This is a genomic window from Streptosporangium sp. NPDC050284 (assembly GCF_044459525.1).
Classification (GTDB): domain Bacteria; phylum Actinomycetota; class Actinomycetes; order Streptosporangiales; family Streptosporangiaceae; genus Streptosporangium.
The window spans coordinates 152,269-173,715 of sequence record NZ_JBITIZ010000004.1 but is presented as its reverse complement, the minus strand read 5'-3'; the positions used below and the strand labels follow the sequence as shown (position 1 = coordinate 173,715).

Sequence of the window (21,447 nt, the reverse complement as noted above, 5' to 3'; positions counted from 1 at the left end):
CAGCAGGCGGTGACTTTCCGGCGACCCATCCGCAAAAACGCTGGACTATCATAAAGATAGCATCATATGATTTTGATATAGAAATTTGGTTTTACCCCACAAGAGGAGTAGGCGTGATCGCAGTCCGCACCCCCGCCCCGAAGGTCACCATCGTTTTGCCGCACCACCTGACGAACCTCCTGGTCGACGCCCTGGACGACGCCTCCGACCGCCTCGACAACGCCGGCTGGTGCTGGTGCCCCGACACCGGCGAGTGCGGCATCTGCGCCGGCTGCGCCGAGCAGTTCGACCGCGCCTACCGCTACCGCGACTACCGCGACGAGATCACCGAACTGCTCGACACCGACCCCCGCCCGGTCGCACTCGCCTTCGACGCCCGCTCCTGGCAGGAGATCATCGGCGGGGTGGGGGCCGGCGCCGACCAGGCGGCCGACTGCTCCTGCCTCAACTGCCGCCACAACGACCCGTGCGACGACTGCGCCGAGCAGCGCTGCATGGCCCGCGCCTACCGCGCCCTGCAGGCCCGCCTCGCCCTGCGGCTCCGCAAGCCACGCAAGCCGCGCGGCACCCGCTCCCGCAGCCGCTCCCGCCGCTGACCCGCCCGGCCGGGCGGAACGCTCCTTCCCGCGAGCCCCCGCCCGCCCAAGACCGCTATCCGAATCATAGAGAAATGCGATTCAGATAAGGAGGTTCGTTGTGTGTGACCGTCCCGGAGGAACCACGCCCGCCCCCGCCGAGATCGTCGTGGCCGCCCCCGCCGGCACGTGGAACGTGCTGCTCGACGCGATGGACGTCGCGGAACGACAGCTGCGCACCCCCGCCTGGAAACGGCACGACCCGAAGACCCACGGCAACGACTCGTGCACCGGCTGCGCCCAGGAGGTGCGCCGCCGCGCCTACCAGAGCCTCCGCGACAGGGTCGACCGCCTGCTGTGCGACGCGGACGGTTCCCGCCCAGCTCTACGGCTGCCCGCCGAGCAGGCGCAGCTCCTCGCCGCCTCCGTCGACGAGGCCGCCGAAGCCGTCGGCCGCGGCATCAACAGCCACTGCCCCAACTGGTTCGACCTGTGCGACGACTGCGAGCAGGAGCAGCGCAAGACCTCCGCCTACGACAGGGCGCGAGCCGTCCTCACCGCCCAGCTCACCTAACCCATCGCCCGCCGCGCGGCGCCTGCCGCGCCCGCATCTCACGAAAAGGGAGGGCAGGCCGTGCCCACCACGACCCAGCCGACGACCGCGATCACCCACCCCGACCCGGGCGAGCGCCTGTCCGGCCACTGCCGGGTCACCGTCACCTGGCAGTACCGGCCCGACGACGTGCCGATGGAGCCCACCGAGGAGGAGCCGTTCCACCTGCGCTACCGCTCCTACTGCGGCGACTGTGGCCATACCGGGCCCGCCCGCTCCCGTGAGAACCGCGCCGCCGAGGACGGCTGCGACCACGCCTACCCCGGCTGGCGCGACCTGCCCGTCATGGGCAAGCGCCCCTACGAGGGCAAGCCGCTGGCCCGCTGGGAGGAGGAGGCCCGCGCCGTCTACCCGCCCGGATGGTTCGACCGCATGGGGCCTGTCCGCGAGTACCGGCCCGCCGGCCTCACCCGCCACGTGCCCGGTTACGCGCCCGGCGGCGGCTACTGCATGGCCGTCATGCTCCGGCAGCCGCATCGGCCGCACAACACCCCGGCCACCGTCCAGACCAGCCTGTTCGGCTGACCCCGAAAGGAAACCAACACCATGGACCTGCACGCCACCCGCGACCACTGCCGCGAACTCCTCACCCGCATCCACGCCAACGGCAACCGGCGCAACTACCCGGCCCTTCTCGCCGCTGAGACCAAGCAGCGGCTCCACACCGCCTACGCCGGCAGCGACAGCGGCGAACCCCTGCCCGGCGCCGAAGCGATGAAGCTCGGTATCGCCCTGCACGTCCTGGAACTGCGCGACTGCGCGATCGCCGACATCACCCCCGGCAACGCCGTGGACCGCATGACCCGGTGGACCAACATCGCCTTGCACGTCCACCCGGTGTTCGTCGCACCCGCCGCGACGGTGGCCGCGCACGCCGCCAGTCTCGCCGGACAGCGAGGCGCGACCCTCGCCGCCCTGGAGGTCGCGCTGACCTTCCAGCCGGACTACCAGGCCGCGCAACTGCTCCAGCAGTTCGCTGACCGCGACGCGCCCGCACCACGCATGGACGACTTCGCCGAACAGCTGCACGCGAAGCAGCCCACAGCCGATTGGCTGCAGCCGCTCGCCGCACGCCTGCAGCTGTTCTGCCAGCTCGACCGGCAGGCGCGCACGCAGGCGAACTGACCCGAAACCCCCGCCGCCCCTCAGAGAGAGGCCTCGCTGTGAAGATCCACCCCGACGTCCTCGACAAGGAGCCGCGATGACCGCCCTCGCCACCTTCGCCTTCACCCTCGTGCTCGACTGCGGCCACCGCGCCGACCACAGCGTGTGGGAGGGCGTCGACCCGCGACGGGACCTGGGCTGGGTGCCCGGCATGGGCCGCTGGTGCGGGCCATGCGACCGCAACTCCACCGTGACCGACGTTCTGCACCTCTAACCCCCTGGGAGGCGCGCCGCCTCCCGAAGAACAGGAGCATCCGTCATGCGCACCGACCTGTCCGCCTTGAACGCCCACTGCCGCGACGTTCTGCACCGGTTCACCGCCAACGGCACCCGCCCTGACTACCCGCGGCAGTTCATCGTCGACGGCCGCCGACTCCTGGACGGCCTGTACGCGGGGGAGGACGCGGCTCCCGCGCTGCCCGACTTCGACAAGACCAAACTGGGTGTCGCGCTGCACGTCATCTGGCTGCGTGACCGCGCCTGGTGCGACCTCACCCCCGGCAACGCCGCCTCCCGAGCCGTCCTGTGGGTCGACGTCGCCATGGCCGTCCCCCCGGTGTTCGGCGCGCCCGCCATGTTCCTGTCCGGGTGCGCCTCCGCGCTCGCCGGCGACGACGACACCGCCCGGCGCGCGCTGCACATCGCACTGCTGTGCCAGCCCCGCTACACGGCGGCGCTCCACCTGAAAAGGCTGCTGAACCTCGGGCCATCCCGCGGCTACTACGACCTGTCCGACTCCAGCCTGCCCGCGCCGCCACCCTCCGCCGCCCTGCTACGCCCCCTGGTCAACCGCATCCTCCGCTTCATGATCCCCGCACCCCGTAAGGAGTACCAGCGATGACAACGATCCGTATCGTTCACAGCCGGGCCGAAGGCACCCTGATCGAGGGCAGCCGGAAAGGCGACGGCGTGTGGGAGATCGTCCGCACCCGCGGGTTCCGCTCCTCTCGCACCGTCGGCCTGTACGTCCCGCACTCCCGGGACAAGGCCGCCAAGACCTGGATCATCAACGACGCCGCCGGCGCTCTGCGCGCGGCCGATTTCACCGTCGAGGTGTCGATCGACGACGAGACGCCAGGCCGGTCGTTCGCCGAAGCCGAAGCCGACCGCAACGCCTGGTCGGAGGATCGGGCCGACCGCTACGGCGAGCGTGCCGACCGCAACACGGCGTCCGGAAACGCACGGTGGGAGAGAACCCGGGAGCGGATGCGCCACCGGCCCCCCGGCCAGCCGACCCTCGTCGGCCACCACAGCGAGCGCGCCGACCGGAACCTGCTCGACTGGGCGCACCGCCAGGAAGGCAAGGCGATCGAGGAGGTGAACACGGGCAAGTACTGGGCGGGCCGCGCCATCGCGGCCGAGCACTACCAGCAGCACCGGGAGGACCCGGGCAGGACCCGGCGCCGCATCGACAAGCTGGAGGCCGACCGTCGGCGCCTCGTCCGCCAGTCGCAGGAGAAGCCGACCAAGCTGGTGGGGGAGGGGCAGGAGCCGCCGGACGGCGCGGTGGTGCTGCAGACCTACGACGACGGCTCCCGCTGGTGCCAGATGCCGATCTCCGCGAAGACGAAGGCCCGTTACGAGGCCGACATCGCCGCGCTCGACGACGAGCTCGGCTACTGGCGGGAGATCCTGGCGAAGGCCGCCGAACGCGGGGTGAAGCTGTGGTCACGCGACGACTTCAAGGAGAAGGACGTCTTCGTGATCACCCGGTGGGGGACGGCGGTCGAGGTGATGCGGGCCAACCCCAAGAGCGTGACGATCCCGTGGTCGCACTACTGGATCACGGGCGGCCCGGGCGCGTGGTCGGTCGCCGACTGCGAGCAGGCGAAGCGGGACGGTGGCCGCCTGCACACCGACACGGTTCCGTACGACGAGGTGCGGGGGAAGGTGACCCGCGCCGAGCTGGAAGGGCTCGACCCGGGGCAGGTGCAAAAGTTGATCGCCCGGAAGGTGCGTGAGGCGCGCGGCGACGCCGCCAACGAGTAGCCGATCCGCGAAGGCGGCAGGTGAAACCCCTGCTCAGGGGCTAAAACCTGCCGCCATCCTGTAGGGCAACAATTGCATCCGTTGCCGCATATCTGTAGTGTATGAATTGCATAACTTCTTCTCCCCCTACAGGCAGGAGCGTCCGCCATGACCGCCGCCACCGACCTCCGCGAGCAGGCCGCCCAGCACGACCGCGACGCCTACAACTCCCGCGAGCGCTGCGACACCGACGGCTTCGTATCCCAGTGGGCATCCGGCCTGATGGCCGCCCAGAAGCGGCTGCAGGCCGACCTCGAAGAGGCCGGCGGCCGCGCCACCTTCCCCGCCCTGTTCGACCTGGCCGGCAACCTGGTGGCGGCCAAGCAGGTGCAAGGCGAGTGGGGCTACTACTGGGTGCTGCTCGCCACCGACGACCCCAACGGCCGCCGCTGCGGCTGGTTCGGCCCCTCCAAGGCCAAGGACCCTCGCAAGGCCCGAGCCACCGACGCCGCCAAGGGCTACTACGTCGGCTACGTCGAGGCGTACGCCAAGGCCGAGCTCGCCGGCGGAAACGTCACCTGCCTGAGCGCCATCGCGGTCCGCACCGACGGCGGTTTCAGCCGCGACGTGATCGTGGTGGATGACGGCCAGCACGACGAGTACGGCGAGGTCCTCGGCCGCTGGTACGCCGCCCACGGCGGCCTCCTATGACCACCTGCCAGGAACAACAGCCAGCACCAGCAACCGAGGCAGCCGCCCCGGACTCACCCGCAGATCCCAACCTTGCAAGGAGAGCAGCAGCCTTGATGAGCGACGCCACGCCCCTTGCCGACCGGCCGTACGTGTTCCCCGACGCCGCCGCGTGCGACGCCGCTAACCGGGCAGCAGGCTTCCTGCCCCAAACCGACGACACCCTGCCCTCCCTGCTCATCGAAGGTGTTCAGGTGTACGCCTACCTCGCCCCCAGGGCTGGAGCCGTACATGTCTCCGTCGACCTGGACAGCCCCGCAGCGCACCTTCTGCGACCCGACTCCACCGTGGCGCTGCATGTCGACGTGGGCGCTGGCACGGTGTTCGACGACAGCGAAGCAGGACGCGGCCACCAGATGGCGCCGCCCAGCCCGCGCGGCCTGCTGCGGCAGCTGATCGCCGAACAGTACGGCGGCGATGCCACCAAGGCGCTGCTCGATCTGGCCGACGTCGGCCAGATCGCTGTCAACTACCTGGACCGGGAGTGGTTCACCAGCTACCTGCAGGAGTTCCACGATGTGAAGCTCACCGACGCCGGGTGGGCCAAACTCGCCTCCCACCTGGACGGCTACGACGAACACGTCTGCGATAACGAGTTCCCCAACGTTCAAAACGAGTTCGCCGCCGAAGCCGCGCAGAACGCCGGACTCCTCGACAACGACAACGAAGACGAGGGGGAGGAGAGCGCTGGCGCACCGGTGGCGAACTGATCGGCACATTGGTGCGGCGGCATCCGCCGCCCCTACCGGAAGGACGTTGCTTCGTGAACACCACCCCCGCCCCTGACCGCCCGCCGCCGTGCGGCGACAGCCCCGCCCAGACCGCCCGCGACTGCCTTGAGATGGGCGGCACCCTGGGGCAGGCGCTGGACACCCTGGCCCGCGTGGCGGCTGCACACACTGCGGACGACTATCAGCCGCTGCGCGAGGAGGTGTACGAAACCGCTTTGGAAGAGACGGGGTGGGTGGAGCGCCTCGCCGAGACGTTCACCTGCCCGCTGACCGCCGCCGCGTTCGCCGACCTGACCGGCGCCGAACAGCGGCAGGTCCTGGAGACGGCGATCTACTTCTGCGCCAGAGCGGAGCCGGTCCCCGGCGACGAGGTTCCGGGCCTGCGCGAGCATGACACCCAGGCGGCCGACAGTGTCCGCGACGACGTAGCCCAAGACCTGGATCGAGGCCTCGCCGACCGGGTCGAAGCGGCATGGCAAGCTGCAGCCGGCGCCCGCGCCGACCACCTGCACCGGGTAGTCGCACGCGCCACCCACCTGCTGCGCCTCCACGTGCCGTCCGCAGCCGATGGGGCCACCGTCGCCCTCGTCGCGATCCACGACGCCGACTGCACCGTCTGGCACGTCGACGGCGTCCGGCACGTCGATGTGCCGCACACGGTGCTCATACACCTGGAGAGCATCCTCACCCAGGCGTGCGGTTTCGGGCTCAGCTACGAGCTGATGGACGAGCTGCGCTGGAAGCAGGCCGCGCACGACGACCCGAATCTGCGTGACGTCCAGCTGCCGGGCGGCGACGTGATCTCGGCGGCAGCCGCCGCGCCGTCGGGCACCGTGTGGCTGCTGCACCATAGCGTCGACGCGCGCTACGACGCCGAGGTCACGCCGCACGCCACCGAACAGGACGGGCTGGCCTACCTCGCGGAGAAGATCCGCCAGACCTGGTATCGGGTGACCGACCTCGGCGGACCCGGTGCGCCGGACGACGGGGAAGCCGGGGGACTACGACGAGTACGTTAGCGGCTACGTAGCCCCCGACGTGCAACGCCGGTTCGCAACCCAGGCCATCCAGGACGCAGGGACCCTCGCCGAGGAGACGCCGAAGCCGCGATGACCCACTGGATCCGCACCCTGGGATGGGCTGCTGTTATGCCACGGCTGCGCCGCTGGCGAGTTCGGTCAAACACGCTGTACATCTGCCGCCACTGCGGAGCCCTAGCCGCACACGTCGAGTCCCAGCCCGCCGCCGATGCCTCGGCCCCCACCTGCATCTGTCGGCCCTGCCTCGGCGGATGACCGCGGCGGGCCTGCCGCGCCCGGCGGCTCCGGCACCCGCGCCGACCGCGCGGCACCCGCGCCCGTTCGCGTAGCCGCCGCTGACCTGCCCCGCCAAGCGGGGAGTCCTTTCTGGTAATCATCCCGCCCGACTATCATGCTATCGATTTGATATGATTATTCGATTTAGATACAAGCGTCCTTGTGGGTCTCTTGTGGAGGAGGTGTGGCCGCCACCGATAACACCGAGATCGCCCTCACCGCACCCGCCAACACGCGACGCGTGCTGCTTCATGAGTCTAGTTGAACTATTCTCTCTGTGCATGTACTGAGTGTATAGTGATGATCATGTCAGTCGGACACATCATGCTCGGCTTGCTCGCGGAGAGAGTTAAGCATGGGTATGAGCTCAAACATGATCATGATCGTCGGCTACCAGGCGCGAGACCACTCGCCTACGGGCAGGTTTATGCAACGCTTCAGCGACTGGAGCGAGACGGGTTCGTCGAGGTGGTCGAGACCGTGCGAGAAGGAGGCCCAGAACGCACGGTTTACACCATCACTGAGGCGGGGCAGGCTGAGCTGATTCGGTGGCTGGAGCAAGTAGAGGAGCCCACGCCATACGTGGCCAGCCCGTTGTTCGCGCGGTTAGTGGTGGCGACCATGACCAGCGGGAGGGCTGATACCTACCTGCTCAGGCAACGCTCGGCTCATCTCGCCCGCATGCGGGAATTAACTGTGGAGAAGGGGACAGAGTCGCCTGCGCGGGTGCTGGCCGCCGATTATGCGATTCAGCATTTAGATGCCGACCTGCGATGGATCGAGATGGCAATAGCGCGGCTAGCGGATCTAGAGGAGGAGAACGGTGCTTGAAGCCCGTGCGCTACGTAAGGCCTTCGGTCGGACGACGGCGTTGAATGGAGTGTCCATGGAGGTCGAAGAAGGGGAGATCGTCGCAGTCGTCGGCCCGAGCGGTTCAGGTAAATCCACCCTGCTGCACTGTCTGGCAGGAATTATTCGCCCAGAATCAGGGGAGGTCGTGTTCGCTGGTCGCCGTGTCGACGCTCTTGATGAGGCCGATCGCACGAGATTACGACGGGAGAACTTTGGAATTATCTTCCAGTTTGGCGAGCTGGTACCGGAGCTAAGCGCTGCGGAGAACGTGGCGCTTCCCCTGCTATTCAATCGTCATGGGCGACAGGAGTCGCTAAGGACTGCACGCTCCTGGCTAGAGCGGCTGGGCGTAGCCGACTGCGCAGACCAGTGGCCGGGAGAACTTTCCGGTGGTCAACTACAGCGGATCGCGGTGGCTCGTGCACTGGCCACTGGGCCACGTGTGATCTTCGCTGATGAGCCCACTGGTGCACTTGACTCATTGGCCGGGGAGCAAGTGATGGATGAGCTCATCAGCACGGCCCGTGCGAGTCGCACCACGCTGGTGATTGTCACCCATGACAATCGAGTGGCCGCTTACGCAGATAGAGAGATAGTAATGCGTGATGGCGTGATTATGGGCGGGGCATTCGCGGCAACGCATCACGAAGCGACGACAGACAGGACCAGCGGATGATCGCCGTGATACGAATGCTTGGCAAAGGTCAGTCCGCTCGGGAGCGAGTCCGAGGTCGCCTGATGGTTGGGGGGGCAGCGTTTGCAACATTTATTCTCTGCGCAGCGGTGAACCTCCTAGTTTTTCGTATAAGCCCGCCAAACACTTATCTCGGTATTTTCTCAAGGCGAGAGCCGCAACTCCTCGGCGCACTAACCTTGGCTCTACTGACCATTCCTATCGGAGCTTTTATCTACCAGGTCAGCCGACTAGCGACGGCGACTAGAGAAAGGCGGCTGTCTGCGTTACGTCTCGCCGGAGCCACACCGCACGAGGTGCGACTGATGGGAGCTTACGAAAGCGGCTGGCAGGCGGTTCGGGGTGGCCTATTCGGCGGTGTGTTCTACCTGATCTTCAATCTTACACTCTGGTGGTCGCTGAATGGTGACGTTCCGTTATTGCCGCTGGGGTGGGTAGTGGTCGTGATAGCTGTAGTAGTTCTTAACGGAGTATTGTCAGGGCTCCTAGCGGGGCGACATGTGGTAACTTCGCCTTTAGGTGCAGTCCGCCGAGTCCGGTTACGGCAACCACGGATAATGGACTTCATGTTCGTCGTCCTGGGTATGGGAATGGCTGCCGTCGGACTGATTCTGAAAGGCAGATTTCCAATTGGAGGACCGTACGGTGCGACTCTGTCCATCATAATTGGTGCAGTGATTCTGCTCCTCGGCTTGGTGTTGGCCGCTACGTGGCTGATCAGGGCGGTCGCTCGGCACGTCGCCCATAGAGCGACGGCTCCAGAGACGCTACTGGCGGCCCGGATGATCGAGGCCGATCCTCGGGGGTGGGCCCGCGCACTGTCGGTGGTAGGGCTGACAGTCTTCTTTGGTTCGGCTGTTGGGGTGCAGCAGGGAATCATTCTCTTCCGGTCCAGTGTGGGGACCTTTCCCCTTGCCACTTATCTCCTTGTGGACTCCGTCCTGTTGATTGCCATGTGTACGTCTACCGCTGCTCTTGTGGTCCGTCAGGCGGAGGAGTTGCTGGACCATCGGCGCTCGCTTGCTGCTCTGGCTGCAGCGGGTGCGCCAATGCGCGCGCTGAGGCAGGCCCTCACCCGGCAGGCGCTCATAGCGACGCTGCCGGTATGTGCCGTGGCTGCCGCGACCGGGGCGGGGTTAGCCTTCTTGATAATGTTTGAAGGTTACAACCAGTCCGGATCAATTGCCTTCCCAATCATGCGAGCAGTAGTCACGGCAGGGATCGGAGTTCTGGCTTCAATGTTGGTAGCGCAAGCGAGTTGGCCGATACTGCGCAGCGCACTTCGGCCGGAGGAGCTCCGAACTGAGTAACGGATGCTCATATAAATTGCTAATAGCTTTATCACTTCATGTTGAACAACTGGTAAGGGTGTTAGTAATACTTCATTAGGTTGGTCCGGGTGGGTGATGTTCTTGCCGTACGGTGGCAGGTATGCCGCAGTGGCAAGTGGGGCACGCGTTGGTCTATGCGCGGATAAGGTTTTGGAGTATGGCCAGGAACCGGTAGAAGGTCAGGGGCCAGCGCTGAGACTTTTGGGTCCAGGCGTCGGAAGGTGAGCAGGGTGGCGTAATGGTGCCAGCCTCGCCAACCGACCGAACCGCCCTCGGCCGCGACTACTGCATCTCCCGCGCCACCGCCGCTACATCGACGAGGTCATCAACGTCCTGGGCGAGCAGGCACCAGGCCATCGACATCGGCCTCACCTATCTCATCTTGGACGGCACCGTCATCGCTACCGACCGCTGCGCCGAGAAGATCACCAGTATCAAAGGCGAACCCATCGACCTGTGACACTCCGAAAAGACCCGCCACCACGGCGGCAACACTCAGGCGCTGTTCGCGCCCTGCCGCTATGGTGTCGGGTGTCGAGCCCGGATCAATCCACGACCTGACCGCGGCCCGCGAACACGTCCTGGGTGCGCTGTACAAAGCCGCCGCCAGCGGGCTGCCCACCCTGGCCGATTCGGGCTACGACGGCGCCGACATCGGCATTCTCACCCCGGTCAAACAACCCGCCGACGCCGGCCTCTCGACATCGACACCCGCACCCGCAACGTCCTCCTGCGCGCCCTGCGTTGCCTGGGCGAACGCGGCTTCGCTCTGCTCACCCAACGCTGGCGCACCCTCCAGCACATCACTGCCAGCCCCAGCAGAATCGGCGACGTATCCCTAGGTTGATTGGGTGTTCCGGAGCGGTGACGTGCGGCCGACGATATGACCGGATGTTAACCAGGTCGACTATCGCATCGACCCTCGAAGGAATGGTAGTGAAAAGCTAACATAACCCGTCACAGGGTTTAAAGTAGCCGGTGCCGCATCCGGAATACCACCAACCGCAAGGTCGGGCATAGCATTCACCGAACCAACACCACTCGTCCGCGACGTTGCAGTCGCAGTCTTCGACAGCTGTTCGAGAAGCCTCTTCCGGGGGCCCTAGCGTCGCGATAAGAGCACGAGCCTCGCCGAACCCAAACGCATCCTTAGCAGCTTTCTCAAGCGTAGCAATCGACTCGCGAGATGAATCTGCGCCGCCCGGCAGGAACTTAGATTCGTCTGAGAACAGTTCGACGGCTTTGTTGATGACTTCATGCTGCTCGGGCGAGAGTCCTGAGTGCGCGGCTCGGTAGCTTTCGACATGCTCGACCCAGAACCGGCTTCTCGTCTCCGATGACAGCTCGGCATAGATAGCTTTCCGATAGGCCATAGAGTAGGCAGCGAACTCAGCATAACTCTTTGGGAGTCTATCCTTATTGGCCTCCACCCAGGTTCTGGCCACTTCAGGCTCGGAATCTGCAAAGGCCGGAATATTTCCTGTGATGAGGAATGCCGCAGCGACTCCCAGGCCAGCGGAGAGGCGAAGGAACTGAGCTCGACCCATCGAATAACCACCCGCTTCGGGAACTTGGCCCTTCGCCAGGTTACGAAGCTCTCCGATGGTGCGTAGTAGGATTATTGTTTTTCCTGGACCTAATATATAGGCGAGCCTAAGCCCCATGGCTGGTCCGGTCCAGGCGTGTACGGCTGAATCTCTAATCCTAATCAGTGTTGGCGCCCATGGCGCCTCTTCGCCCAGGCTGAGTTTACGCCACTGCCGAACGTCTGGATCCCTTAGTCCCAGGATTTCGACTTTATCGCCGCTCTCTCGTGCTATCGCCCTTGAGATTTTATGACACTGTCCGCACGATGCATCGAATGCGAGCACCCAACGTTCCGTTGAAGGAGACTTCATTTTCCGCCTTTCGAAAATGGGTTGGCCAAGTGATTAGATCATCGATATCGGTATAGGTCAATAAGCATTTTTATTATCGCATTGCGACTCAAAAGGTGCAGTCCGTAATAGCGGAGAGGAAGGGAGGGGTCGCAAAGTGTGATCTCCTTGGTGTGAGATATTTGTTACCCTGGGTGAAAGCAGATGGTCGTGGCGATACTGAAGAGTGATGGGAATACAACGGCCACGGCCTGCTGACCGAGGTCTCCAAGGCCGCCAACCAGATCGCCGCCTACAGCTACGACGCTGCAGGCAGCCTCTCCCAGCGCGTCGACCCGGCGGGGACGGCGAACTACACCTGGGATGCCGTCGGCCGGCTCGAAGTCGCGAGCGACCCGGTGACCGGGCGCACCTAGACCTACGGTTACGACAACGCCAACCGGCTCAAGCCCAAGACTTCCGCGAGCCCGGTGTGGGCACCCAGACCTACGACTGCGACGCCGGGCTCACCTCCCAGGCGGCGAAGAACAGCTCCGGCGCCGAGCTGTCGAAGATCACCTATGGGTGGAGCAAGGGCGACAACCTCACCACTAAACCCTGGGTAAGCCGGTCGGACGCGACGGCGCGCATCGCCGCGTCTGGCCGCACCGCAAGAACATGTACTTTCCGTGCGTGGAGGAGCTGCTGACGGTCGCGCCCGTCTTGGTCCCCGACAAGATCGGCCCTGGCTTCGGCGAGGCGTGGGAGAAAGGGCTGCTGGGTCCGAGGTAGCTGCAACTCGTTGCGTGAGGCAGACCTGGGGGCCGGCTTCGCTGCGCCGGGGGAGGGAATTTTTCTCCGCTCAAACCCCCAACTCGATTGATATCAAAAACATAGCATCATATGATTTAGATATAACAAGGGCGGTTGCCTCCACCACCATGAAGGAGAGCCAGATGGCCATCAAGACCACCACCAGCAAGACGGCCCCGGAGGCCGCGAAGCCGACCACCCCCGCGAAGATCAGCCAGAAGACGGTTCCGACCGACCGGATCGACCGCGACCCGAACCAGCCTCGCGAAGTGTTCGACCAGGAGAAGCTCGACGAGCTGGCCGCCTCCATGAAGGCGATCGGACAACTGCAGCCGATCAGCGTCCGCTACATCCCCACGACCCGGCGGTACACCATCGTGATGGGGGAGCGCCGCTGGAGGGCCGCCCAGCAGGCCGGCCTCCCCGAGATGCAATGCCTGGTGCTGCACGGCGTCGAGGAGGGCGACCCGGAGACGTTCGCCAAGGCGGTCGCCGAGAACGTCGGCAGAGTCGACATGACCCCGCTGGAGGAAGGCAAGGCGTTCCAGAAGCTGATCGACCTCGGATACACGATGGAGAAAGTCGCCACCGTCTGCGGCAAGTCCCTCAACTTCGTCGAGCTGCGCGTGGACCTGCTCAAGCTGTCCCCCTCCATGCAGGAGGCGCTGATCAAGGGGCACGTCCCGGTGGGACTCGCCTGGTACGTCGCCTGCCTGGCAGCCGACAACCAGAACCGGTTCCTGGCCCGCTTCACCCGCGGAGAGTTCCCCACCGTCCGCGACGCCGAAGCGTTCGCCCAGGCGTGCCGGAAGGCCGAAGAGGAGCAGGCCAGCCAGGGTAGCTTCTTCGTCCTGTCCGAAGACGCCGTCGAAACGATGCGCACCAGCGGCGGCGGCCAGCAGGCCGACCTGCTCGGCGGCCTCAACCTGCCCGACGACAAGCGCGAGCAGCTCGCCGCCGACCGCCGCCTGCTCCTCGGGAAGATCGAGCGGCTCAGCGCCGCCGGCGCCATCCTCGCCGAGATCGCCACCATGGACCCCGCCGAGCTGGCGATGCTGCTCGCCGGCGCCCCCGGCGGCCTGCCCGCCCAGCGCCTGCGCGTCGACTACCTCAAGGAGATGACCGGCAAGGCCACCACGGCGCTGCGCCAGGCCAGCGCGGTGGCGGCCGTCCGCGCCGGCTCACTGCGGATCTCCCCCGACATCGCCCCCGACGCCGCCCCCGAGGCCGCCTCCGACGACGCCTCCACCGTCGCGGCGTGACAGCCCAGCAGAGGCGCCCCCGCCTAACCGCGGGGGCGCCTCCGAACCGACGACCAAACGAAAGGAGAAACTGGCCATAATGAACGCCGTAACCATTCACGCAGCGCACACAGCCGCCGATTTGAACGTAAATTAGGACGTAGTTTATGGAACTCGTAAACGGTCAGCCTCTGCTATTGACAACAGGGCGGTACAAGGATTTCGACCCGAAATACGGAGTCGCGATCCGCATCACCGTAGGCCGCCCGCGATTCGTCCGGTACCCCTATGAGGAGGCGCTGTCGCTCGCCCCACACGAACTGTTCAAACCCCCCTACAAGGACATCGACGACATCCCCACCGAACGATGGGTGTACAACAAGCGCCTCGCCGAACACGAAGCCGCCATCCTGGAAGAACTCCGCTCCGTCGCCCGCAAGCACCCCGGCAGGGGCGGCGTCCTCCTCTGCTACGAAAACGTCAACGCCGGCGAAGCCTGCCACCGCCGATGGGCCGCTGAATGGTTCAAACAACGGTACGGATGGAACATCCCGGAAATTGGAACGGGTGATCTGCAGCTGCTAGCATTCTGACCGCTGCAACTGCCCCGCAGGTAGCTCAGTGGATAGAGCACCGCCTTTCGAAGGCGGAGGCCGGAGGTTCGAGTCCTCCTCTGCGGTCTGCGCACAATAGGGGGATAAGTCTTATGCCAGGATTCGCCGCCCCCGGAGTGCTGTTCGCGGGTAATTCCGCCGCCCCCGACCGGGCGTTCTACCGGCAGGTGTTCAACGCCCTGCCCACCGCCACGTACACCCGGTACGTCGAAGTCGGCGTCGGCTCGTTCGCCGCCACCCTGGTCGCCGCCAACGCCAGCATCCCGACCACCTGCATGGAGACATCCGACGTCACCCTCTACACCGCCATCGTCGGCACCCTCGTGTCAGGCGGCGACCTGGCCGCACTCCAGATCACCCTGGACGGCGAACTCGTCCCCATCCCCGACGCCGACCCCGTCGACCAGGCCGCCCACCTGCTGTACGTCCACTGGCTGACCCGCATGCAGGCCAAACCCGAAGTCGACTACTGGCAGAGCCTCGTCATCGACATCGTCGACCGCGCCGACGAGCACCGCGCCCACCTGCGCGACTCCCTGAAAGGCCTCGCCGACCGCCTACCCGGCGTCAGATTCCGCCCGCAATGCATGTGGGACCACATCGCCCAGGTCGCCGACGACCCAGGAACGATCATCGTGGCAGCACCCCCGACATACAAAAGCGGCTTCGAAAAGTTTTTCGACACCGGCGGCCGCATCGAATGGGCCGAACCCACCTACAGCGTGTTCGACCCCGACACCGACATGCAGCGCCTGGCCGACGACATGGAAGGCAAAGCCGCGCTGCTCATGTTCCTGCAGGAAGACCGCACCGGCCAGGCCGCGCACCCGCGCCCGGTGTTCGCTCACCCGCTCGGCCCCGGCTCCTGCGCCTATGTCATCTCCAACCGCCCCGACGAGATCTTCACCTACACCGGCGGCCCCAAGGTGGCACTCGGCGCACCCCGCTCCTACCACCCCGCCCCGCTCCCGATCATCCCCCCAGACCACGAGGTCACCGCCACCTCGACGATCCAGCTGATCCCCGTCAAGGGCAGCGAGTGCGACTACTACCGCAACCTGTGGATGCACCGCATCTCCTCCAGCACCGGCTCCTACAACGTGCTCGTCGCCATCGACGGCTACGCCGCCGGCGTCATCGGCTACGGCGCCGAAACCATGACCCGGCCCTTCCCGCACGGCAAAAGCCGCTGGCAGTCCCACCTGCTGCTGCGCTTCGCGTTCGGCGCCCCCACCCTCACCCAACGCCTCACCCGCCTGGTCACGATGCTCGCCCTCCGCCGCGACACCGCCAAGCTGGTGTTCGTCGGCCAGTCCAGCATCCTGCTCGCCGCCTCCCACGGCCTCGTCACCGTCGAAATGACCCGCCACCCCGAAGTCAAGGGGCTCCGCGGCCTCATGACCCTGGAGAAGCGCGACAAGCACCCCGACGGGCACAAGCTGTCCTACCGCGCCGACTGGACCGAAACCAGCATCGACGACGTCCTCACCAGCTTCCTGACCAAGGAGAAGAAGTGGCAAAAGGCACGCCAGCGGGCGACAGCCTGAAAATCGGCGACGACCTGTGGGTCATGCAGGTCGAGATCGCCTCCCTCCGCGAACAAGACATCAACGCGCAGGTCATGCAGCCGAGACACTTCGAACGGCTCACAGAGAACATCCGCAACCGCGGAGCCCTGGAAAGCCTCCCCTACTGCCACCAGCCCGGCGGCGAAGGCCCCATCGAGATCATCAGCGGCCACCACCGGTGCCGAGCCGCCCGCGCCGCCGGCCACTCCCACGTCTGGGCCCTGGTCGACACGCGCCGCATGCGCCGCTCCGAGATCATCGCCAAGCAGATCGCGCACAACGAACTCCACGGCGATCCCGACCGAGACATCCTCGCCCACCTCGTCGCGCTCATCGACAACGTCGACGACCTCCTCGCCACCGGCCTGCCCGAAGACGCCCTGCCCACCGTCGCCCCCGACGACACGAAACTGTCCATCCCCCACGGGGAGTTCGACTGGCGCGTGGCCACCCTGATGTTCCTGCCCCACCAGATGACCGACTTCAAAGACGCCATCAAGATCCTCGACAACGCCACCGACCTCCTCGGCGTCGCCAACACCGAACAGTTCGACGAGTTCTCAGCCGCCGTCTACGAGTTCGGCCGCTGCCGCGACATCCGCAACTTCACCACGATGGTCGCCCTGCTCACTGACCTCGCCCGCCGCGAAGTCGAACAAGCCCGCGCCGAAAGCGCCGCAGCCGACACCGACACCGACAGCACCAGCGAACCCGTCCCCGCCGGCTGAACCCCCACCCCCAACCCCGGCACCCCTGCCACGCCCAGGCCACCACCAGGCCCGCCCAGCACCACCCCACCGCCCCCCGGAACACCCCGCCGGAACCCCCCGCACAGGGCCCGCACCTCCGGAGAAGGCACATGACCACGTTCCAGCTCGACCCCAGCATCGAACCCTGGGAACGGCAGCCCGGAGAAACCGCGAAAAAACACGGACAGTTCATCACCTACCGTGACCTCGGACTCGTTCGCACGCTGACAAAGGTCGCCGAGAAGCTGACACTGTCCTACGGCCACACCCGCAACCTCGCCGCCGACTACCTGTGGCAGCAGCGAGCCGCCGCATGGGACGCGCACAACACCCGGCAGTACCAGGCGATGCTCGAACAGGAGCGGCGCCGGGCCGCCGAAGCCGACGCCACGATCCTGCGCGCCATGACGGGCCTCGTCGGTCAGGCGCTGCCGAACATGCGGCCCGACACGATGACGTGGACCGAGTTCACCCGCCTGGCCGAGACAACGATGCGGCTACGCCGTCAGCTGTTCGGCGACCCGACCGACACGATCGCGATCACCGGGCCTGGTGGCGCCGACCCGCTGGCGGCGCTCGTCGCCCGCTTCGCTGAGCTGACACCCGAGCAGCGCCGCCAGGAACTCGCCGCCCTGTCCGAGCAGGTGGCGCGACGCATCGCGGCGGTCGGCGACCTCGACGACGAGTGACCAGCCGGGGTACTGCGGCGCGGACGCACGTCCCGGAGGTGAGCGGCGGCCAGTACCATGTGCCGCATGCCGCTGGTCGTGGGCCGGGCCTTCCACGGAGGGGCTCCTTGTGTCCACGGTTGGTGCTGGCCTTGTCGACGAGGTGGCCGCAGTGCTGTGCCGGCGGCCGCCGCATCTGATCGAACGCGGGCCGATCCCTGGTAGCGGCCACGACCGGTCCGCATGGCCTGAAGTACCCGAGGGCAGCGTCCGCGGTTGAGCGGCCAGGACCTCACCGACCAGCTGGGCCACCTGGACGACGTCGACCTTTACCGGCGGCTCGCCGCCGCGTCGCACGCCACCAGAGGTGACCTGCTCCGTACGCCGATCTCCTTGGCCCGCGGCCTGGACGCGAACTTTCGGATGCGGCCGCACCTGCGGGTGATCGGCGAGGCGTTCGCCACGCTCGAACGCGGTGAATACGACCGCTTATTGGTCGTTACTCCTCCGCAGGTGGGAAAGCCCGTCTACGTTGGGTCGATGATCCTCATGGGAGACGGCTCGCGGAAACGCATCGACGAGATCGAAGTCGGAGAGGAAGTCATCACTCACACGGGACGCCCGCGTCGCGTGTCGGCCGTACACCAGCAGGGCAAGCTGCCGACCGTCCGGATCACTACGCACGGCGGTCGCATAACCGTCGCCGCCCTGGACCATCCGTTCCTCACGCCTGAGGGCTGGGTCAATGCCGGAGACCTGGTGCCGGGGCAGGCTCTCGCGACCGTGCCACGCCCAGCCACCAGGCCAGCCGGAGAACTGCTCCCCGAAGAGGCCCGACTGCTCGGCCTGTTCGTCGGCGACGGCGCTGTCAGCTCCCTCAGCGGCGTCGGACAGTTCAACTGCAATATCACCACGTTCAGCCCTGGGGTGCGCGAGAGCATCGACCGGTGCTGCGAGGTGCTCGGCTTCGTCGCCAACAACTCGACCGCCCGAACCGCCCGAGGCCGCGTCAACATCTCCGGCGGCGCCCGCCCCTGGCTCGTCAAGCACGGCCTCGCCCACAAGACGTCCTGGACGAAGCGGGTCCCCCCGGCCGTGTTCACCAGCCCGCCCGAGGTGATCGCCGAGTTCATCGCGGGCTACTGGGACTGCGACGGCGTCGTAAGCTCGCGAGGCAAGGGACGCGATGGCGAGATGAGGAAGGACGTTGCGGTTGAGCTGTACTCGGTCAGCCTTGACCTTGTGAAGGACGTCCAGCATCTGCTGCTGCGGCTCGGCATCCGGTCCATGATCCGCACGAAGAAGGGCAGCTACAACGACGCTGAGCACATCTCCTTCCGGCTGATGGTGATCGCCCGAGACGACGTCGCCAAGTTCCAGAAATGGATCCGCCTAACCAATGACAAGCGGGCCGCAGCTCTGGCCGGGCACCTGCTCCCGCGGACTGACTTCGACGTGCAGCTCGCGGCCGATGCGATCGTGTCGGTTGAGCCGCACGGAGAACAGGAGTGCCTGTGCTTGACTGTCGAGGACGACCACACGTTCACCTCCGACGACTTGGTGGTGCACAACAGCACGTCGGTTGCGGAGTGGGGCCCGTTCTGGTGGCTGGCCAAGCACCCTCAGGACAAGATCGCTGTCGCGTCGTACTCCGATGACCTGGCGTTGCGCCGCGGCAAGGTGATTCGCGACCTGGTCGACGAGCATGGTCACGAGTACGGCCTGCACGTCAAGGACGGGTCGGGGGCGGCCAAGGACTGGGATCTGGCCACCGGGGGAGGGGTGCGCTCCGTCGGTGTGGGCGCTGGCCTCACCGGGTTCAGCGTGAACCTGCTGGTGGTCGACGACCCGCACAAGGACCGCGCCGACGCCGAGTCCTCCCGCATGCGGCAGGCCGTCCACGACTGGTACTCCAGCACTGCGCTGAAGCGGCTGCAGCCCGATCGTAACGCCGTGGTGATCATCCTGACGAGGTGGCATCCGGACGACCTGGCTGGCCGGCGCCTCGCCGAGGAGGGCCGCCTGGAGGAAGGCGGCCGGTGGAAGGTTGTGCACCTGCCGGCGATCGCCGACCCGAAGTTCGGTGTTGACCCGCTCGGCAGGCAGCCCGGAGATCCGCTGCCGCACCCGAAGATCCGCACCCGGGATCGGGCGGCGCTGCTGGCCTGGTGGCACGATATGAAACGCACGTCGATCGTGCGGGACTGGCACGCGCTCGGCCAAGGTGACCCGCAGCCGTCGGAGGGCGCCCTGGTGTCGGGGGGGCGGCGGCGGCCGCTCCGCGCCCCGGGGGGGGGCGGTGTACCGCCCAAGATCGCCCGCGCGGGTGTCCCCCCCGGCGGGGGGCCCGGCCCCCCGGGCGGCGGCGGGGGGGTGGGGGGGTGGCCCCCGGCGGGGGGGGGGGGGCGGGGGGGGGGGGGGGGGGCCCGCCCCCCCCCCCCGCGACCGGGGGGAAGGCGTTGAACCGCAGAAGATCGCCGTCGCGGTTGACCCGTCCGGCGGCGGCCGCGACACCGCGGGCGTCGTCGGAGGGTTCCTCGGTGACGACAACCGGGTGTGGATCACCCACGACTGGTCGGGGGTCATGTCGTCGACGGAGTGGTCCACCGCGGCGTGCAGGCTGGCGCACGAGACGAACGCGGGTGTGGTGTTCGTGGAGAGCAACTACGGCGGCGACATGTGCGAGCTGGCGATACGCACCTCGTGGGAGGCGCTGCAGCGCAGCGGGGAGATTCCGGAGCGGAAGCTGCCGCCGCTGGTGAAGTCGGTTCGCGCCAAGCAGGGCAAGGTCTTGCGGGCTGAGCCGATCGCGCAGCAGATGATCCTGGACAAGGTGCGGTTGCGTGGGGTTCACACCGACCTCGAACGGGAGTGGGCGACGTGGATGCCGACCGACCCGGACTCGCCGGGCCGGATCGACGCGTCGGTATACCTGGTGTACGGGCTTTTGCCGATCCCGAACAGCGGGACGGCGATCCACGCGCCGCTGCCGCAGCGGCCCGGCCCCGGCGGGTCGGGGGCGGCGGCCGGATACCAGCGTAGTTTCGGCAGCACCGGACGTTAGGGCGGAGCGCGTCGCGGATCAGCCGGGGGTGCGGGCCGGTTCGCGCAGGCCAGGCCCAGCCCTCTGCGCCTCACCGAGAACCGCGGCGACATGCCACGCGGCCACGCTGGGGCGACGCCGCTCCTGCTCGGGGGTCCGGTACCTGGCTGTGCTGTCGCCGTTTTGCTCAAGGAGGCGGAGGTCTCTGGGGTCGCGGCCTCCTTCTGGATGGTGTGTGGCCTGCGGGGGAGCCGTTCAGGGGCCGGAACTTCCCTCGCCTCCCGATTGCTATCTGACATATAGATTCTTATGATATTGATATAAGAAAAACGGTGGCGATCTACAAGGAGACGAAAATGGGCAACGAGACGACCACCATGCTGGCCACCGCGGAGGAGCTCCTGAAGGAGGCCACGCTCACCCCGCAGGAGTGGGAGTTCGTGGAGGAGACCATGGCGAGCAGCCGCGGCGAGGGCGAACTGCTCCTCTCCCTGCTCCAGAAGGCCAAGGCCGCCGGCGAGGTCGAGGAGGCCCGAAGCCGCATGTAGGCGGTGGGCCCGGACGCTCCCGCCGCTCTGCGGAGCGCGGGAGCGTCCGCGTGCTGACGTTCCTCGGCGGACCCGCCGGCCAGGTGGAGCCCAACGGGTCCGGATGAGAACGGGTGCGGATGAGGCCGGAACGAAACGGCCGCGGAACGCCGCCCGGACGGATTCAGCGCGCGCGCCTCGGTGACGGTGGAAGAGTAAATGGTGGCCTGCCGCTCGGAGAGGCCCGCCGCCGCCCATGAGTGCGCGAGCCCTTCCGGGGGCGCCGGCGCCCTGCCGCCGGCTCGACGGCGCAGGCATGTCGACCCGTCGCGGGCTGCCCGCCCGAGGGCCGGCAGGAGTAGAACCGTAGACGC

Annotated in this window: 23 protein-coding genes, 1 tRNA gene and 2 pseudogenes; 25 read left to right on the top strand and 1 reads right to left on the bottom strand. The window is 66.8% G+C overall.

Translation table 11 applies throughout. The annotated features are described in order from the left end of the window. Positions 1 to 113 precede the first annotated feature (113 nt). The 15 genes and pseudogenes from ACIBH4_RS11600 (at position 114) to ACIBH4_RS11530 (ending at position 10,454) form a co-directional block, all read left to right on the top strand. Positions 114 to 596 carry a hypothetical protein gene (locus ACIBH4_RS11600; protein WP_362767267.1) on the top strand — a complete coding sequence of 161 codons (483 nt, stop codon included), beginning with the start codon at positions 114 to 116 and terminating at the stop codon, positions 594 to 596. A 100-nt stretch (positions 597 to 696) separates the two neighbouring features. Further along, entirely contained in the window at positions 697 to 1,149 is a 453-nt protein-coding gene (locus ACIBH4_RS11595; protein WP_362767269.1) for a hypothetical protein, read from the top strand. 60 nt (positions 1,150 to 1,209) lie between these two features. Continuing rightward, positions 1,210 to 1,713, top strand: a complete 504-nt coding sequence (locus tag ACIBH4_RS11590) for a DUF6349 family protein (protein ID WP_362767272.1) — start codon at positions 1,210 to 1,212, stop codon at positions 1,711 to 1,713. 21 nt (positions 1,714 to 1,734) lie between these two features. After that, positions 1,735 to 2,313, top strand: coding sequence for a DUF4192 family protein (locus ACIBH4_RS11585; protein ID WP_362767275.1), 579 nt, complete (start codon positions 1,735 to 1,737; stop codon positions 2,311 to 2,313). A gap of 76 nt (positions 2,314 to 2,389) precedes the next feature. Further along, positions 2,390 to 2,566 carry a hypothetical protein gene (locus ACIBH4_RS11580; RefSeq protein WP_362767277.1) on the top strand — a complete coding sequence of 59 codons (177 nt, stop codon included), beginning with the start codon at positions 2,390 to 2,392 and terminating at the stop codon, positions 2,564 to 2,566. Positions 2,567 to 2,611: 45 nt separating this feature from the next. Then, positions 2,612 to 3,193: a DUF4192 family protein gene (locus tag ACIBH4_RS11575; protein ID WP_362767280.1), complete on the top strand. Its 582-nt coding sequence runs from the start codon at positions 2,612 to 2,614 to the stop codon at positions 3,191 to 3,193. Next, positions 3,190 to 4,341, top strand: a complete 1,152-nt coding sequence (locus ACIBH4_RS11570; protein WP_362767282.1) for a DUF3560 domain-containing protein — start codon at positions 3,190 to 3,192, stop codon at positions 4,339 to 4,341. Before ACIBH4_RS11575 ends, ACIBH4_RS11570 begins: the two co-directional genes overlap by 4 nt. A gap of 147 nt (positions 4,342 to 4,488) precedes the next feature. Continuing rightward, the gene (locus tag ACIBH4_RS11565; RefSeq protein WP_362767285.1) at positions 4,489 to 5,031 is read left to right on the top strand and encodes a hypothetical protein; all 543 of its coding nucleotides are present in this window, start codon (positions 4,489 to 4,491) and stop codon (positions 5,029 to 5,031) included. A gap of 95 nt (positions 5,032 to 5,126) precedes the next feature. Next, complete coding sequence (locus ACIBH4_RS11560) at positions 5,127 to 5,780, top strand: hypothetical protein (RefSeq protein WP_362767288.1); 654 nt, start codon at positions 5,127 to 5,129, stop codon at positions 5,778 to 5,780. A 53-nt stretch (positions 5,781 to 5,833) separates the two neighbouring features. Then, entirely contained in the window at positions 5,834 to 6,820 is a 987-nt protein-coding gene (locus ACIBH4_RS11555) for a hypothetical protein (RefSeq protein WP_362767290.1), read from the top strand. A gap of 603 nt (positions 6,821 to 7,423) precedes the next feature. Further along, entirely contained in the window at positions 7,424 to 7,948 is a 525-nt protein-coding gene (locus ACIBH4_RS11550) for a PadR family transcriptional regulator (protein ID WP_362767293.1), read from the top strand. Then, positions 7,941 to 8,645: an ABC transporter ATP-binding protein gene (locus ACIBH4_RS11545; protein ID WP_399171933.1), complete on the top strand. Its 705-nt coding sequence runs from the start codon at positions 7,941 to 7,943 to the stop codon at positions 8,643 to 8,645. Before ACIBH4_RS11550 ends, ACIBH4_RS11545 begins: the two co-directional genes overlap by 8 nt. Further along, positions 8,642 to 9,163, top strand: a pseudogene (locus ACIBH4_RS11540) (FtsX-like permease family protein); the annotation flags it as partial. The gene ACIBH4_RS11545 and the pseudogene ACIBH4_RS11540, both read left to right, overlap by 4 nt. A 66-nt stretch (positions 9,164 to 9,229) precedes the next feature. Beyond that, positions 9,230 to 9,973, top strand: coding sequence for an FtsX-like permease family protein (locus ACIBH4_RS11535; protein ID WP_362767324.1), 744 nt, complete (start codon positions 9,230 to 9,232; stop codon positions 9,971 to 9,973). Between the two features lie 262 nt (positions 9,974 to 10,235). Continuing rightward, entirely contained in the window at positions 10,236 to 10,454 is a 219-nt protein-coding gene (locus ACIBH4_RS11530) for a hypothetical protein (protein ID WP_362767299.1), read from the top strand. Between the two features lie 484 nt (positions 10,455 to 10,938). On the opposite strand, the gene ACIBH4_RS11525 is transcribed toward ACIBH4_RS11530, so the two are convergent. Further along, complete coding sequence (locus ACIBH4_RS11525; RefSeq protein WP_362767302.1) at positions 10,939 to 11,865, bottom strand: bacteriocin fulvocin C-related protein; 927 nt, start codon at positions 11,863 to 11,865, stop codon at positions 10,939 to 10,941. A 254-nt stretch (positions 11,866 to 12,119) separates the two neighbouring features. On the opposite strand from ACIBH4_RS11525, the pseudogene ACIBH4_RS11520 reads away from it, so the two are divergent. The 10 genes and pseudogenes from ACIBH4_RS11520 to ACIBH4_RS11475 form a co-directional block, all read left to right on the top strand. After that, positions 12,120 to 12,287, top strand: a pseudogene (locus ACIBH4_RS11520) (RHS repeat domain-containing protein); the annotation flags it as partial. 519 nt (positions 12,288 to 12,806) lie between these two features. After that, the gene (locus ACIBH4_RS11515; RefSeq protein WP_362767305.1) at positions 12,807 to 13,925 is read left to right on the top strand and encodes a ParB/RepB/Spo0J family partition protein; all 1,119 of its coding nucleotides are present in this window, start codon (positions 12,807 to 12,809) and stop codon (positions 13,923 to 13,925) included. A gap of 146 nt (positions 13,926 to 14,071) precedes the next feature. After that, on the top strand, positions 14,072 to 14,497 hold the full coding sequence (locus tag ACIBH4_RS11510; protein ID WP_350946919.1) for a hypothetical protein: 426 nt from the start codon (positions 14,072 to 14,074) through the stop codon (positions 14,495 to 14,497). Between the two features lie 14 nt (positions 14,498 to 14,511). Then, positions 14,512 to 14,584 (top strand) — tRNA-Arg (locus tag ACIBH4_RS11505). 26 nt (positions 14,585 to 14,610) lie between these two features. Next, positions 14,611 to 16,065: a hypothetical protein gene (locus ACIBH4_RS11500; RefSeq protein WP_362767308.1), complete on the top strand. Its 1,455-nt coding sequence runs from the start codon at positions 14,611 to 14,613 to the stop codon at positions 16,063 to 16,065. After that, positions 16,032 to 16,814, top strand: a complete 783-nt coding sequence (locus ACIBH4_RS11495; RefSeq protein WP_362767310.1) for a ParB/Srx family N-terminal domain-containing protein — start codon at positions 16,032 to 16,034, stop codon at positions 16,812 to 16,814. Before ACIBH4_RS11500 ends, ACIBH4_RS11495 begins: the two co-directional genes overlap by 34 nt. A 131-nt stretch (positions 16,815 to 16,945) precedes the next feature. After that, entirely contained in the window at positions 16,946 to 17,524 is a 579-nt protein-coding gene (locus ACIBH4_RS11490) for a hypothetical protein (RefSeq protein WP_362767313.1), read from the top strand. Between the two features lie 255 nt (positions 17,525 to 17,779). Further along, the gene (locus ACIBH4_RS11485; RefSeq protein ID WP_399171929.1) at positions 17,780 to 19,966 is read left to right on the top strand and encodes an LAGLIDADG family homing endonuclease; all 2,187 of its coding nucleotides are present in this window, start codon (positions 17,780 to 17,782) and stop codon (positions 19,964 to 19,966) included. A gap of 91 nt (positions 19,967 to 20,057) precedes the next feature. Further along, positions 20,058 to 20,567: a hypothetical protein gene (locus ACIBH4_RS11480; protein ID WP_399171928.1), complete on the top strand. Its 510-nt coding sequence runs from the start codon at positions 20,058 to 20,060 to the stop codon at positions 20,565 to 20,567. 335 nt (positions 20,568 to 20,902) lie between these two features. Beyond that, positions 20,903 to 21,094 (top strand): hypothetical protein, encoded by a 192-nt coding sequence (locus tag ACIBH4_RS11475; RefSeq protein WP_350946925.1) that lies wholly within the window; start codon positions 20,903 to 20,905, stop codon positions 21,092 to 21,094. Positions 21,095 to 21,447 lie beyond the last annotated feature (353 nt).